Source organism: Burkholderia sp. PvR073 (assembly GCF_054055695.1).
Genome location: NZ_JBSRXO010000005.1, coordinates 88,072 through 100,800, shown reverse-complemented (window position 1 = coordinate 100,800; position 12,729 = coordinate 88,072). Strand labels below are relative to the sequence as shown.

The 12,729-nt window shown below is 71.2% G+C and carries 15 protein-coding genes; 13 read left to right on the top strand and 2 right to left on the bottom strand.

Annotated features, from left to right (window positions below):
- Position 1: 1 nt before the first annotated feature.
- Positions 2 to 850: a LysR substrate-binding domain-containing protein gene (locus ACVK00_RS17155; protein WP_011656476.1), complete on the bottom strand. Its 849-nt coding sequence runs from the start codon at positions 848 to 850 to the stop codon at positions 2 to 4.
- A gap of 331 nt (positions 851 to 1,181) precedes the next feature.
- Here ACVK00_RS17155 and madL point away from each other — a divergent pair, with 331 nt between their 5' ends.
- The 11 genes from madL (at position 1,182) to ACVK00_RS17100 (ending at position 10,142) form a co-directional block, all read left to right on the top strand.
- The gene (gene madL, locus ACVK00_RS17150) at positions 1,182 to 1,577 is read left to right on the top strand and encodes a malonate transporter subunit MadL (protein ID WP_166726046.1); all 396 of its coding nucleotides are present in this window, start codon (positions 1,182 to 1,184) and stop codon (positions 1,575 to 1,577) included.
- A gap of 11 nt (positions 1,578 to 1,588) precedes the next feature.
- Positions 1,589 to 2,356, top strand: a complete 768-nt coding sequence (gene madM, locus ACVK00_RS17145; protein WP_228907256.1) for a malonate transporter subunit MadM — start codon at positions 1,589 to 1,591, stop codon at positions 2,354 to 2,356.
- A 178-nt stretch (positions 2,357 to 2,534) separates the two neighbouring features.
- Entirely contained in the window at positions 2,535 to 4,181 is a 1,647-nt protein-coding gene (gene mdcA / locus ACVK00_RS17140; protein WP_284895316.1) for a malonate decarboxylase subunit alpha, read from the top strand.
- A gap of 10 nt (positions 4,182 to 4,191) precedes the next feature.
- Positions 4,192 to 4,506 (top strand): malonate decarboxylase acyl carrier protein, encoded by a 315-nt coding sequence (mdcC, locus tag ACVK00_RS17135; RefSeq protein ID WP_006754569.1) that lies wholly within the window; start codon positions 4,192 to 4,194, stop codon positions 4,504 to 4,506.
- Positions 4,503 to 5,438 (top strand): biotin-independent malonate decarboxylase subunit beta, encoded by a 936-nt coding sequence (locus ACVK00_RS17130; RefSeq protein WP_284895317.1) that lies wholly within the window; start codon positions 4,503 to 4,505, stop codon positions 5,436 to 5,438. Before mdcC ends, ACVK00_RS17130 begins: the two co-directional genes overlap by 4 nt.
- On the top strand, positions 5,425 to 6,132 hold the full coding sequence (gene mdcE / locus ACVK00_RS17125; protein ID WP_228907258.1) for a biotin-independent malonate decarboxylase subunit gamma: 708 nt from the start codon (positions 5,425 to 5,427) through the stop codon (positions 6,130 to 6,132). The genes ACVK00_RS17130 and mdcE overlap by 14 nt, the downstream gene beginning before the upstream one ends.
- Positions 6,119 to 6,787 carry a malonate decarboxylase holo-[acyl-carrier-protein] synthase gene (gene mdcG, locus ACVK00_RS17120; RefSeq protein WP_284895318.1) on the top strand — a complete coding sequence of 223 codons (669 nt, stop codon included), beginning with the start codon at positions 6,119 to 6,121 and terminating at the stop codon, positions 6,785 to 6,787. The genes mdcE and mdcG overlap by 14 nt, the downstream gene beginning before the upstream one ends.
- Positions 6,784 to 7,650: a triphosphoribosyl-dephospho-CoA synthase MdcB gene (mdcB, locus tag ACVK00_RS17115; RefSeq protein ID WP_284895319.1), complete on the top strand. Its 867-nt coding sequence runs from the start codon at positions 6,784 to 6,786 to the stop codon at positions 7,648 to 7,650. The genes mdcG and mdcB overlap by 4 nt, the downstream gene beginning before the upstream one ends.
- Entirely contained in the window at positions 7,647 to 8,579 is a 933-nt protein-coding gene (gene mdcH, locus ACVK00_RS17110; RefSeq protein ID WP_228907261.1) for a malonate decarboxylase subunit epsilon, read from the top strand. The genes mdcB and mdcH overlap by 4 nt, the downstream gene beginning before the upstream one ends.
- 182 nt (positions 8,580 to 8,761) lie before the next feature.
- Positions 8,762 to 9,283: a phospholipase D-like domain-containing protein gene (locus ACVK00_RS17105; RefSeq protein WP_284897890.1), complete on the top strand. Its 522-nt coding sequence runs from the start codon at positions 8,762 to 8,764 to the stop codon at positions 9,281 to 9,283.
- A gap of 190 nt (positions 9,284 to 9,473) precedes the next feature.
- Positions 9,474 to 10,142 (top strand): phosphoribosyltransferase, encoded by a 669-nt coding sequence (locus ACVK00_RS17100; protein WP_284898139.1) that lies wholly within the window; start codon positions 9,474 to 9,476, stop codon positions 10,140 to 10,142.
- On the opposite strand, the gene phaZ is transcribed toward ACVK00_RS17100, so the two are convergent.
- Positions 10,129 to 11,352, bottom strand: a complete 1,224-nt coding sequence (phaZ, locus tag ACVK00_RS17095) for a polyhydroxyalkanoate depolymerase (protein WP_284897891.1) — start codon at positions 11,350 to 11,352, stop codon at positions 10,129 to 10,131. The two genes, ACVK00_RS17100 and phaZ, sit on opposite strands and share 14 nt — an antisense overlap.
- 186 nt (positions 11,353 to 11,538) lie before the next feature.
- Between phaZ and ACVK00_RS17090 the strand changes: the two genes are divergently transcribed.
- Together ACVK00_RS17090 and ACVK00_RS17085 are read left to right on the top strand one after the other, a co-directional pair.
- Complete coding sequence (locus tag ACVK00_RS17090) at positions 11,539 to 12,168, top strand: glutathione S-transferase family protein (RefSeq protein ID WP_284897892.1); 630 nt, start codon at positions 11,539 to 11,541, stop codon at positions 12,166 to 12,168.
- A 353-nt stretch (positions 12,169 to 12,521) separates the two neighbouring features.
- Positions 12,522 to 12,716, top strand: a complete 195-nt coding sequence (locus ACVK00_RS17085) for a hypothetical protein (protein ID WP_006750289.1) — start codon at positions 12,522 to 12,524, stop codon at positions 12,714 to 12,716.
- Positions 12,717 to 12,729: the final 13 nt, after the last annotated feature.

Sequence of the window (12,729 nt, the reverse complement as noted above, 5' to 3'; positions counted from 1 at the left end):
GCTACAGTTCGGCGGCGGCCGTGATCAGCGTCGCCTCGAGCGCGAGCGTCGAGCGTGACGCAGCCGCGGGCCGGTCGATCACGTATTCGAGTTCGCCGAGTTCGGGTAGCCCCGCGTCGAGCCGGGCGAGCCCGGCCGGAATCACGTAGCCGGCGAACGCGCTGACGCCGAGCCCCGCGCTCGCGGCCGCGCGCAGCACCGCGATGCTGCTGCTCACGACGGCGATCCGGTAAGGGCGGCCGACCGCCTCGAGCGACTCGAGCACGCGACGGCGCGACACGCTCGGCTCCGGATGCAGCGCGAGCGGCAGCACGGCCTCGTGGCCGGTGATCCGCGAATCGGGGCCGGTGCACCAGTACAACGGTTCGCTGCGGATCACGCGGCCGCGCCGGCTGCCCGCGACGCGCTTTGCGAACACCAGATCGTGGCGGCCTTCGTCGAGCGCATCGAACAGGTCGCCCGACAGCCCCGTCGAGATCGCGAGCTCGACGTCCGGGTTGCGCTGCACGAAGCTCGCGAGCGCGGCCGTCAGGTGCGCGCTCGCGAAATCCTCCGACATCGCAAGCCGTACCTTGCCCGACAGCGGCGGGCCGCACACCGACGTGACGGCCTCGTCCATCAGTTCGAGAATGCGCACCGCGTAGCGGAACAGCGCGTCGCCGTGCTGCGACAGGTGCACGTTGCGCGTGTCGCGCTCGAACAGCGGCCGGTCGAGCAGTTCCTCGAGGCGGCGGATGTGCTGGCTGACGGTCGACTGCGACAGGCTCACGCGCTCGGACGCGGCGGTGAAACTGCCGGACTGGGCGACGGCGACGAAGCTGCGCAGCAACTCGGGCGGTAAGGGACGCATTGCTAAATCCACTGAATCGGTTTCGACAACTTCATAAATGGCCGGATTTTGCGGCGCTAGTATCGGATCACGCCCTGGTGCGGCCCATGCAAGGGGGCACATCGGACGCGTAGCCCGTGCCGCGCCGCCAGCTCCATCGGTCAGTCTAAGCCATCCGGCGTCCGGCCCGAAACCGCATCATCCCATCGACCGCCCGAGAATGCGCTCGCACGACGAGCCGCCGGGTCGCGGCGCCCCGCCGCAGGAGACAGATGTCCGCGCCCGGGACCGGCGTGCGGGCCTGACTCCCGCACGCGTCAGGCGCCCGTCACGAAGAGACTGGAGACGACTCATGATCATCTACGGAACCGCGCTACTGGCGTTCTGCCATCTGGCCGGGCTGTTCCTCGGCGACCTGCTGGGCACCGCGATCGGCGTGAAGACCAACGTCGGCGGCGTCGGCATCGCGATGCTGCTGCTGATCTGCCTGCGCCTGTGGCTGCACCGGCGCGGCTGGCTGCCGAAGGAGACCGAGGCGGGCGTCGGTTTCTGGGGCGCGATGTACATCCCGGTCGTCGTCGCGATGGCCGCGAACCAGAACGTCGTCGCCGCGCTGAAGGGCGGACCGGTCGCGCTGCTGGCCGCCGTCGGCGCGGTCGGGATCTGCGCATGCTGCATCGCGGTACTCGCGCGCACCGGGCGCGACGACACGGCCTTCGCGGGCGTGCCGCAATTCGAAGAACAGTGAAGGAGGCCGCCATGTTGCAGATGCTCGAAAAAACCGTCGCCCATAACGGGCTCGTCGCGTCGTTCGCGCTGGTCGGCCTGATCATGTGGCTGTCGTCGATCGCGTCGCGCAAGCTCACATTCGGCCGCGTACACGGCTCCGCGATCGCGATCGTGATCGGTCTTGTGCTCGCCTATGTCGGCGGCGCGTTCACCGGCGGCGAGAAGGGGCTCGCCGACGTGCGGTTGTTCGCCGGTGTCGGCCTGATGGGCGGCGCGATGCTGCGCGATTTCGCGATCGTCGCGACCGCGTTCGAAGTGCAGCCGACCGAGGCGCGCAAGGCCGGCCTCGTCGGCGTCGTGTCGCTGCTGCTCGGCACCGTGCTGCCGTTCATCGTCGGTGCGTGCATCGCGCGCGCGTTCGGCTACACCGATGCGGTCAGCATGACGACCATTGGCGCGGGCGCCGTCACCTACATCGTCGGGCCCGTCACGGGCGCGGCGATCGGCGCGAGCTCCGACGTGATCGCGCTCAGCATCGCGACGGGGCTGGTCAAGGCGATCATCGTGATGGTCGGCACGCCGGTCGCGGCCAACTTCATGGGCCTGAAGACGCCGCGCTCCGCGATGATCTTCGGCGGCCTCGCCGGCACCGTGAGCGGCGTGAGCGCGGGCCTCGCCGCGACCGACCGCCGGCTCGTGCCGTATGGCGCGCTGGTCGCGACGTTCCATACGGGCGTCGGCTGCCTGCTCGGCCCGTCGCTGCTGTTCTTCACGACGCGCGCGCTGGTCGGCGCATAGCTGCCGCGTGCGACTCGGCGGGCCGCGCTCGGGCGGGCCGCGCGTGTAGCCGGTGTGCGCGGTTTCCGGCGCGCCGAATCCATCGCGGCGTCCTCTGAGTCGCATTCTTCAACATCATCAATCGACGGCGGCGCCAGGCTTAGAATGCCGCTGGACCATCGAAGCGGGAGAACTGTTCATGACGGGATGGAATCACGCGCGGCAAGCGCGCGACGCACGCCTCGCGGCCGGCGCGGCGTACGCGCAGGGCAAGCGGGTCGACGCGCGCGACACCGTCGCGTTGCTCGAAGCGGTGCTGCGGCCCGGCGACCGCGTTTGCCTCGAAGGCGACAACCAGAAACAGGCCGACCTGCTCGCGACGGCGCTCGCCGACGTCGACAGCGCGAAGATCCACGACCTGCACATGGTGCAGTCGGGCGTCGTGCTGCCCGAGCATCTCGACGTGTTCGAGCGCGGCATCGCGAAGCGTCTCGACTTCGCGTATTCGGGCCCGCAGTCGCAGCGGATCGCGAAGCTGCTGTTCGGCGGCAAGATCGCGCTCGGCGCGGTGCACACGTATCTCGAGCTGTTCGCACGCTACTTCATCGACCTCACGCCGCAGGTCGCGCTGATCGCCGCGGTCAGCGCCGATCGCGACGGTAACCTGTACACGGGCCCGAACACCGAAGACACGCCGACCGTCGTCGAGGCCACCGCGTTCAAGGACGGCATCGTGATCGCGCAGGTCGACCGCATCGTCGACAAGGTGCCGCGCGTCGACATTCCCGGCGACCGCGTGCATTTCGTCGTCGAGGCCGGCCGGCCGTTCTACGTCGAGCCGCTGTTCACGCGCGACCCGGCCGCGATCACCGAAACGCAGATCCTGACCGCGATGCTCGCGATCAAGGGCATCTACGAACCGTACGGGATCAGGCGCCTGAACCACGGGATCGGCTTCAACACGGCCGCGATCGAGCTGCTGCTGCCGACCTACGGCGCGAAGCTCGGGCTGAAGGGCAAGGTCTGCACGCACTGGGCGCTCAATCCGCACCCGACGCTGATCCCCGCGATCGAGTCGGGCTGGGTCGAGCAGATTCACTGCTTCGGTTCCGAAGTGGGGATGGACGACTACATCCGCGCGCGCTCCGACGTGTGGTTCACGGGCTCCGACGGGTCGCTGCGCTCGAACCGCGCGTTCTGCCAGACCGCGGGCCTCTATGCGTGCGACATGTTCATCGGCTCGACGCTGCAGATCGACCTCGCGGGCCATTCGTCGACGGTCACGGCCGAGCGGATCGCCGGCTTTGGCGGCGCGCCGAACATGGGCAGCGACGCGCGCGGCCGGCGTCATCCGAGCGAGCCGTGGCTGAAGGCCGGCGCGCAAGCCGACCCCGACACGCCGGCGGCGCTCAGGCGCGGCCGCAAGCTGGTCGTGCAGATCGGCGAGACGTTCGGTGACAAGAACGCGCCGATGTTCGTCGAGAAGCTCGACGCGCTGAAGCTCGCCGACAAGCTGCAGCTCGACCTCGCGCCGATCATGGTTTACGGCGACGACGTCACGCACATCGTCACCGAGGAAGGGATCGCGAACCTGCTGATGTGCCGCGACAAGGATGAACGCGAGCACGCGATCCGCGGCGTGGCGGGGTACACCGAGGTCGGCCGCGGCCGCGACCGCAGGATGGTCGAGCGGCTGCGCGAGCGCGGCGTGATCCGGCGTCCGGAGGATCTCGGCATCGATCCGCTCGACGCCGACCGCCGCTGGCTCGCCGCGCGCTCGATCAAGGATCTCGTGCACTGGTCGGGCGGCCTGTATGCGCCGCCGGCCCGGTTCCGCAACTGGTGAGGAAGAGGGCATGGAACAGTTGAACTACCGCTTCACCGCGCGCGAGCGCGCGCAGGGCGAACGGGCCACGGCGCTCGTCGGCGTGGTTGCGTCCGGCAATCTCGAGGTGCTCGTCGAGCGCGTGCTGCCGGGCAATGAATGCGAGATCGACATCCGCACCGCGGCGGTCGGTTTCGGCGCGGTGTGGCAGGCCGTCGTGTCGGATTTCGTCGAACGGCGCGCGCCGGGCGGCCTGAAGCTGTCGATCAACGACGGCGGCGCGCGGCCCGACATGGTGTCGCTGCGGCTCGCGCAGGCCGTGCGCGCGATCGAGGGGGACGCATGATGACCGACATGATCCATGACACGCCCGCGTTCGTCGCGAACGGCGCGAGCTGGTACGAAGCGTCGGCGCGCCAGCGCGTCGACGGGCTGCTCGACGCGGGCAGCTTCACGGAATTTCTCGGGCCGGGCGAACGCGTGACGAGCCCGCACCTGCCGCTGTTCGATCTGCCGCAGCAGTTCGACGACGGGATGGTGGTCGGCCACGGCCGGCTCGACGGCAAGCCGGTGTTCGTCGCCGCGCAGGAAGGCCGCTTCATGGGCGGCGCGTTCGGCGAAGTGCACGGCGCGAAGCTCACCGGGCTGCTGCGCGCGGCGCGCGAACTCGGCACGCCGGTGCTGATCCTGTTCGATACGGGCGGCGTGCGGCTGCAGGAAGCGAACGCGGGCGAGCTCGCGATCGCCGAGATCATGCGGGCGCTCGTCGACGCGCGTGCGGCCGGCGTGCCGGTGATCGGACTGATCGGCGGGCGCGCGGGCTGCTACGGCGGCGGAGGGCTGCTCGCCGCGTGCTGCTCGGCGCTCGCGGTGTCCGAGCAGGGGCGCATCAGCGTGTCGGGCCCCGAGGTGATCGAGACCAATCGCGGTGTCGAGGAGTTCGACGCGAAGGATCGTGCGCTGATCTGGCGCACGATGGGCGGCAAGCATCGGCGGCTGATCGGCGGCGCGGATCGCTATGTGACCGACACGCCGGACGCGTTTCGCGCGGCGGCGCTCGAGCTGCTCGAGCGTGCGCCGACATTCGATGTGGCAATGCTGCGCGCGGAGCAGACGCGTCTCGAAGCCCGCGTCGAACGGTTCGGTGGCTGCAAGGACGCGCTCGATGTGTGGCGCGCGCTCGGCGCGGACATGCCGGAAGCGATCCCGGGCATGTCCGACGACGAATTCGCGAAGCTCGCCGACCAACTGCAGGAGCCGCAGCATGACGCTCGATGAAGTCCTGACCTCGCTGTTTCCCAAAGGCCATTCGATTACGCGTGGCGGCGGCCTGCTGACGGGCCACGCGCAGCTGGCCGGCACGCGCGTCGACGTGATCGGCGTTTCCGAGCGCTTGCCGTTCGGCATCGACGAAGCGCTGACGCTCGCGTCGCACGTGCTCGACACGATCGAGCGCGGCGGCGCCACGCCGATTCTCGTGCTCGTCGACAGCGACAGCCAGCGGATGAGCAAGCGCGACGAACTGCTCGGCCTGAACGAAGGGCTGTCGCATCTCGCGAAATGCCTGATGCAGGCGGAGCTCGCCGGGCACCGGACGATCGGCGTGCTGTACGGCCATACGGCCGCGGGTGCGTTCATCGCGACCGCGCTCGCGACCCGTACGCTGCTCGCGGTGCCGGGCGCCGAGCCGGAGGTGATGGACCTGCCGTCGATGGCGCGCGTGACGAAGCTGCCGATCGACGTGCTGAAGGAGATGGCGCGCTCGACGCCGGTGTTCGCGCCGGGGCTCGACAATCTCGTGAAAATGGGCGCCGTCGACGCCGTGCTCGATCCGGCCCGCGCGCTCGACGCGCAGGTCGGCGAATGGCTCGGCAGGCCGGCCGAACGCGGCGACGGTCGTGCGGCGCGCGGCCGGCCGGTCGCGGCCGACGTCGCGCGACGCGTCGAGGCACTCGCGCGTGCCGCACGCTGACACACCGCTGCGCCGCCACACGCTCGTCACGCTGACGGCGGCCGGGTGGGGCGCGGCATGTGCGCGCGATCCCGTGCTGGCGGCCGATCCGCTCGTGCAGGCGTGGGTTGCGCACGGCTGGCCGCTGATCGTGCGCCGCGCCTCGCCCGACGAGGCCGACGCGGGTCGCATTCCGCTCGGCTTGCCGCTGCCGCCTTCCGCGGGCAAGCAGCGCATCGCGCTGAACGTCGCCGCCGACGCGGTGGCGGCGGTCGGCCCGCTGCCTGCGCTGGCCGACGTGCTCGCTGTCGCGCCCGACGCATGGCACGCGACGTTGCGCGAGCTGGACGCGCTCGGCGCGCGCTGCGGCGTGCCGGGCCGCGTGTTCGGCAGCCTCGCCTGGCAGGCGCTGACGGGCGAGCGCTACCTGAGCGCGTCCTCCGATCTCGATATCGTGTTTCCGCTGCCGGCCGCCGCCTCGCTCGCCGCGTTGCTCGACGGCCTGGCGGCGCTCGACGCGCGTGCGCCGATGCGTATCGACGGCGAACTGCTGCGCGACGACGGCGCCGGCGTGAACTGGCGCGAACTGCATGCGCGGCTGCCTGAAGTCGCGGTCAAGACGGCGATCGCCGTCGAGTTGATGTCTGCCGACGCATTCACGGGAGGCGCGCGATGAGAGCAGGGGCCGCCCGCCGCGCAACGGCGCCGTCCGACGCCGAGCGCATCGCCGCACTGGCCGAGCATAGCCTCGTGCTCGAAATCGACACGTATCCGAAACCGGGGCTTGTCAGTCACGTCGACACCGGCAGCCATGCGGACATGGACGCCGCGACGTTCGCTCGCAGCGCGGCCGTGCTGCGGCCGTACTTCGGGGAGCTCGCCGAAGCCGGCGCGCGCGACGCGGACATGGCCGTGCTGCGCAAGATCGGGCTGCGTGCGGAGCACGCGATGCTCGCCGCGACCGGCGGCGTCAACACGCATCGCGGCGCGATCTTCGGGCTCGGGCTGCTGTGCGCGGCTGCCGGCCGCCGCACGGTGCCCGGCACGGCGGCGCGCGCGATGACGCTCGGCGCGTTCGTCGCGCGGCGCTGGGGCACCGAGATCCTCGGCGGCCCGCGGCTGCCCGACAGTCACGGCGAGCGCGCGAGCCGCCGTTACGGCGTCGGCGGCGCGCGGCGCGAGGCGGCCAATGGGTTCACCACCGTATATGGCGTCGGGTTGCCGGCCCTGCGCCGCGCGCGGCGCAGCGTCCCGGGCGACCCGGAAGCCGCGCGTGTCGATGCCTGCTTCGCGCTGATCGCCGCGCTCGACGATACGAATCTGCTGCACCGGGGCGGGCAGGCCGGCCTGGAGTTCGCTCGGGCCACGGCACGCGCGTTCGTCGCCCGCGGCGGCATACGCGCCCGCGACTGGCGCTTGCGCGCGGCGGCCGCACACCGCGCATTCGTTGCCCGCCGGCTGAGCCCGGGCGGCGCGGCCGACCTGCTGGCGATGAGCGTGTTCGTCGATGCGCTCGAAGCGGATGAGGACGGGCGATGACGCTGGCGATCCTGTGTTCGGGGCAAGGCGCGCAGCGCGCGGACATGTTCGAGCTGACCGGCGCGCTGCCGCAGGCCGATGCGCTGTTCGCGCACGCCGGCCGGCTCCTCGGCGACGATCCGCGCCACTGGGTGCGGCACGCCGAACCGGACGCGCTCCACGAGAACCGCGCCGCGCAGATCCTCTGCACGGTGCAGGCGCTCGCGGCGGCCGCGTTGCTCGACACGGTGTGGCCGCGGCGTCGCTGTGTCGCGGGATACAGCGTCGGCGAAGTCGCGTCGTGGAGCGTCGCGGGGATGATCGATCCGCACGACGCGCTGGATCTGGCCGATGCACGTGCGCGTGCAATGGACGCCGCGAGCGGCGGCGACGAACGGATGGCGTTCGTGCGCGGACTGACGCGCGGGCAACTCGCGCAGCTGTGCGACGGACGCGATGCCGCGATCGCGATCGTCAATCCCGGCGACGCGTTCGTGGTGGCCGGGCGGCAGGCCGACGTCGCCGCGGTGGCCGACGACGCCGCACGCGACGGGGCGCTGCGCGTTGCGCCCGTGTGTGTGCGGATCGCGTCGCACACGCGACGGCTCGCGGCGGCGGTCCCTGCGTTTCGCGCGTCGCTGGCCGCCGTGAACGTGCGCCGGCCACCGCCCGGGACGCGACTGTTTTCGGGGATCGATGGTGCGTCGGTGCTCGATATCGGCGCGGGGCTCGACAAGCTCGCGCGGCAGATCGCGGAGCCGGTCGAGTGGGCGGCCTGCCTGGCCGCGTGCGTCGAGGCCGGCGCGACCGCTTTTCTCGAACTCGGCCCCGGTCGCGCGCTGGCCGAGATGGCGGGCGGCGCGTATCCGGCGCTGCCGGCGCGCAGCGTCGCGGATTTCCGTTCCGTCGACGGTATCGCGAGCTGGCTCGCGCGCGTCGCGGCCGGCTGACCGGCAGCGCGCAAGCGCCCCACAAGCGCCCCACAAGCGCCCCACAAGCGCCCCACAAGCGCCCCGGCATCGCGGCGCATCGATTCGGGAACCGCTCGGTTCGATGGCCATTCCGCGGCGGGTGTTGCGCCGGCGCAGCACCGTTTCAGCAGGCGCTTGCCACGCGCATTGGCGTCGCTACAATGGCGCCCGCCATGAGACCAGCCGCCTTCCTCCTCGCCGCGCTCGGCTGCGCGTCGAGCGCCCACGCCAGCCCGATTCCGTCCGACGCCGCCTCGGTCGGCACGTACTTTTCGTATGACAATGCGGCGGCCGACGCGACCGTCGACCTGATCGGGCAAGCGCAGCGCCGCGTGCTGCTGGCCGGCTATGCGTACGTGCCGCCCGCGGTCGCGGCCGCGCTGCGTGCGGCGCGCTCGCGCGGGATCGAAGTGCGGGTCGTGCTGGTGCGTTCGTCGCGTGCAGGCAAGTACAGCGGCGCAGGCTATCTGAAATCGGCTGGCATCGATGTCGCGATCGACTCGCGACAGGGCGATCCGGCACCGCGCTTCGTGATCGTCGACGACAGTGTCGCGCTGACGACGCTGTCCGACGACGCCGCCGCGCGCGCGGAAACGGTGAACGTGTTCCAGCGCGCGCCCGAACTCGCGCAGTCGTACGCGCAGTCGTTCTGGCGGCTGTACCGGCAGGCCGGCGGCCTCTGACCGGCGAACTGTCCGGCGCCCGCCTGGGCGAATTCCACTGTCCCTTTCCGCGCGGCATGCCCCCAGCCGCAATCCGCATGCCTTCCACGCCGGTGTGACCCCGCTTGCATCGGCGCGGCCGATGAACCATGCTCGTTGGACAGGCGCCGGCGCGGGTGTCGCGCGTGCGGCGCAACGCAGGGAGCCGATCGTGACCGAGTGTTTTGCCGATCGCGCCGACGCGGGTCGCCGGCTTGCGCACGCGCTGCGCGACTATGCGGGGCGTGGCGACGTCGTCGTGCTCGCGCTGCCGCGCGGCGGCGTGCCGGTGGCATTCCAGATCGCGCTGGCGCTGCACGCGCCGCTCGACGTGCTGGTCGTGCGCAAGCTCGGCATGCCGTCCGATCCCGAATTCGCAATCGGCGCGATCGCGACCGGCGGGGCAATCCACCTGCAACACGCGGCGATTCGCTCGATGGGCGTGACCGATGGCCAGCTGGCCGAGGTGATCGCGCGCGAAACCGTCGAACTGGAGCGCCGCGACGCGCTGTATCGCGGCGGCCGGTCGCCGCTGCCGGTCGACGGCCGCATCGCGATCGTCGTCGACGACGGCGTCGCGACCGGCGCATCGATGCGCGTCGCGCTGCAGGCGCTGCGCGAGCGCCATCCCGCGCGCATCGTGGCCGCCGCACCGGTCGCGCCGGCCGGCGCGCGGCATGTGCTCGACGGTCTGGCCGACGCGTTCGTGACGGTGTCGCAGCCGTACCTTTTCTTCGGGATAAGCCAGTTCTACGTGCGTTTCGACCAGACCGGAGACGACGAGGTGCGTGCGCTGCTCGCGGCGTCCCGCGCGCAGGACGACGGCATCACGTCCGCCTGACCCGGCGCCGGCGCGATCCGGGGCGAGCGGCTTCGGCCTGCGCGAACACGCGCTGCAGCGCCGGATGGACGTCGCCGCGCCAGCGGTCGCCCGTGAACAGCCCGTAGTGATCGCAATCGTTGATGTCGACACGATGGCGCTCGCCGGCCGCGAGGCCGCCGCACATGTCGAGTGCCGCATGCGTCTGGCCGGCGCCGGTGACGGCATCGCAACTGCCTTCCACCGTCAGCAGCACAACGCCGCGCAGCGCGGCCGGCTCGACGCGCCGGCCGCCGACGTCCCACGTGCCGTTCGGCAGGCACATTCGCTGGAACACGACATCGACGGTATCGAGGAAATATTCGGCCGGCATGTCGAGCAGCGCCGTGTATTCGCGCAGCGCGCGCCGCGCGTCCGCCAGCGCCGTCAGGTCGAAGCGCGACGCGGCGCGCGCGTAGTCCTCGATCAGCGCCAGGAAGCGTTGCGGATACAGCAGCGCGATTTCGCCTTGCTGAAGATAGGTCGGGAACACATGCCGGCCGCGGCCGGGGAAGCAGGGCGGCACGATGTCGATCAGGTGGCGGCGGCACCACGTGAGCGAACGCGACGCGGCGGTCGTGCCGAGCGAGCTCGGGTTGACGCGTGCGTCGAGCGGCCCGCCGATCAGCGTGACGCTCGCGGGCGGTGCGAGGCCGCGCGCGGCGCGCAGCGCGAGGGCGCCGAGCGCCGGAACGGTGGCCTGGCACACGGCGACCACGTGCAGCGGCCGATCGTCGCGTGCGAGCGCGTCGACGAAGCCGTCGAGCGTCGCCACGTACTCGTCGAGCCCGAAGCGGCCCGCCGCGAGCGGCACGTCGCGCGCATTGACCCAGTCGGTCACGCACACGTCGCCGTCCGCGAGCAGCGCCTCGACGGTCTCCCGCATCACCACGGCCGCGTGACCGGCGAGCGGCGCGCACAGCAGCATCGTGCGCCGTGCGTCGTCGCGCGCGAAGCGCCGCAGCTGGCAGAACGGCGTGCGCGCGACGATCCGCTCGTCGACGGCCGGCCGCCGGATCTCGAAGCGCGGCGGCCCGACGGCCGGCCCGAGCAGCGGCTCGAACAGGTCGTCATAGCACGACGACGCGGTGTGCGGCAGCGTCGCGGCGGGCCACACGTCGAACGCGTGACGCGTCGCTTCGCGCCACGCGCGCATCCATTCCCGCTGTTGCTCGACGACGGCGTACCACATGGCAAACCTTGGCGCGGAAGGGGCGTGAATCTGCATTATGGTCACTCCAGCCGCACAGCGGGTGTCGAAAAAAACGTGACCGGGTGACGTGGATCAAGCATGCATCGGGCACGCGTCGCGCTAGGCGGCGACGCACGGCGCTGCTACAGTCGTCGCTCCCATTCCCCCTCAAGCGGAGCGTTTGCGATGAAGCTGATCGGCATGCTGGATTCCCCGTTCGTGCGCCGTGTCGCCATATCGGCGAAGCTGCTCGACCTGCCGTTCGAACACGAGTCGGTCTCGGTGTTCCGCCACTTCGACCGGTTCCGGACGTTGAACCCGGTCGTAAAGGCGCCGACGCTCGTGACCGACGACGGCACGACGCTGATCGATTCGTCGCTGATCGTCGACTACCTCGACCATCGCGTCGCGCCGGAGCGGCGCCTGCTGCCCGACGCCGCCGACGCGCGGCTGCGCGCGCTCGTGCCGGTCGGTTTGGCGCTGGCGGCGGCCGAGAAGACGGTGCAGGTCGTGTACGAGCAGGCGCTGCGGCCGGCCGACAAGCAGCACGCACCGTGGCTCGAGCGCGTGCTGAGCCAGCTCGAGGCCGCGTACGGCGAACTCGAGCCGCTGGTCGCGGCCGCGAACGGCTGGCTCGGCGGCGCGCGCCTGCTGCAGTCCGACGTGACCGTCGCCGTCGCATGGCGTTTCACGCAGTTCATGACCGCCGATTACCCGGCGCTCGCGCGGATCGATCCGGCCCGTTATCCGGCGCTCGCCGTGCATTCGGCGCGCGCGGAAGTACTGCCGGCGTTTGTCGAGACGCCGCTCGACTGAAGCCGGCGTCGCTCGCGGCGGCGCTGGATCGAGGGGGCGGGGCGCGACCGGCGTGCGTGTGGCTTCATCGGGACCTGGGCCGGCATCCGGCACGGATTGACCCGGCCGTCCTCGACTGTCAGGCCGCCCGTTTTCTCCCCGGCCGTTCGGCGCAGCGTGCGCAAAACCACGGCGCGTGCGTCCGTTTTACGGTCCCCCGGTCGCCCCTCGCCACCCGCTCGGCCGCGCCGGCAAAGGGTCGGCCGATTGTTCTCGGCCGCTGACAAGTGACTTCGCATTCGTGCCATTTATCCGGATGCACCCGGTCCCTAGAATCCACTCCATCGAATACGCATTGCCTGATGGAGCCGAAGATGAGAGCCCTGATCGAATCGAGCCTGTACCACCCGTCCGTCGTGTTGCCGCTTGCCGCGCTGACGCAGCTGATGGTCGAGCGCGACTTCAATCTCGGCCAGGTCGGCCTGATTGTCGCCGCGCGCGGCGCGCAGGCTGCCATGTCGCGTTCGCGCGCACTGATCTTCTCCCGCAACGGCGAAGCGCACGCATGAACGCCCGTGCGCC

What these genes read in the sequence shown, in the direction of transcription:
- phaZ (WP_284897891.1), bottom strand. Translation starts at nt 11,352, where the DNA reads ATGTGGTACGCCGTCGTCGAGCAACAGCGGGAATGGATGCGCGCGTGG.
- ACVK00_RS17105 (WP_284897890.1), top strand. Translation starts at nt 8,762, where the DNA reads ATGGCGCCCGCCATGAGACCAGCCGCCTTCCTCCTCGCCGCGCTCGGC.
- ACVK00_RS17085 (WP_006750289.1), top strand. Translation starts at nt 12,522, where the DNA reads ATGAGAGCCCTGATCGAATCGAGCCTGTACCACCCGTCCGTCGTGTTG.
- mdcC (WP_006754569.1), top strand. Translation starts at nt 4,192, where the DNA reads ATGGAACAGTTGAACTACCGCTTCACCGCGCGCGAGCGCGCGCAGGGC.
- madM (WP_228907256.1), top strand. Translation starts at nt 1,589, where the DNA reads ATGTTGCAGATGCTCGAAAAAACCGTCGCCCATAACGGGCTCGTCGCG.
- ACVK00_RS17090 (WP_284897892.1), top strand. Translation starts at nt 11,539, where the DNA reads ATGAAGCTGATCGGCATGCTGGATTCCCCGTTCGTGCGCCGTGTCGCC.
- ACVK00_RS17155 (WP_011656476.1), bottom strand. Translation starts at nt 850, where the DNA reads ATGCGTCCCTTACCGCCCGAGTTGCTGCGCAGCTTCGTCGCCGTCGCC.
- ACVK00_RS17130 (WP_284895317.1), top strand. Translation starts at nt 4,503, where the DNA reads ATGATGACCGACATGATCCATGACACGCCCGCGTTCGTCGCGAACGGC.
- madL (WP_166726046.1), top strand. Translation starts at nt 1,182, where the DNA reads ATGATCATCTACGGAACCGCGCTACTGGCGTTCTGCCATCTGGCCGGG.
- mdcA (WP_284895316.1), top strand. Translation starts at nt 2,535, where the DNA reads ATGACGGGATGGAATCACGCGCGGCAAGCGCGCGACGCACGCCTCGCG.
- mdcB (WP_284895319.1), top strand. Translation starts at nt 6,784, where the DNA reads ATGAGAGCAGGGGCCGCCCGCCGCGCAACGGCGCCGTCCGACGCCGAG.
- mdcH (WP_228907261.1), top strand. Translation starts at nt 7,647, where the DNA reads ATGACGCTGGCGATCCTGTGTTCGGGGCAAGGCGCGCAGCGCGCGGAC.
- mdcE (WP_228907258.1), top strand. Translation starts at nt 5,425, where the DNA reads ATGACGCTCGATGAAGTCCTGACCTCGCTGTTTCCCAAAGGCCATTCG.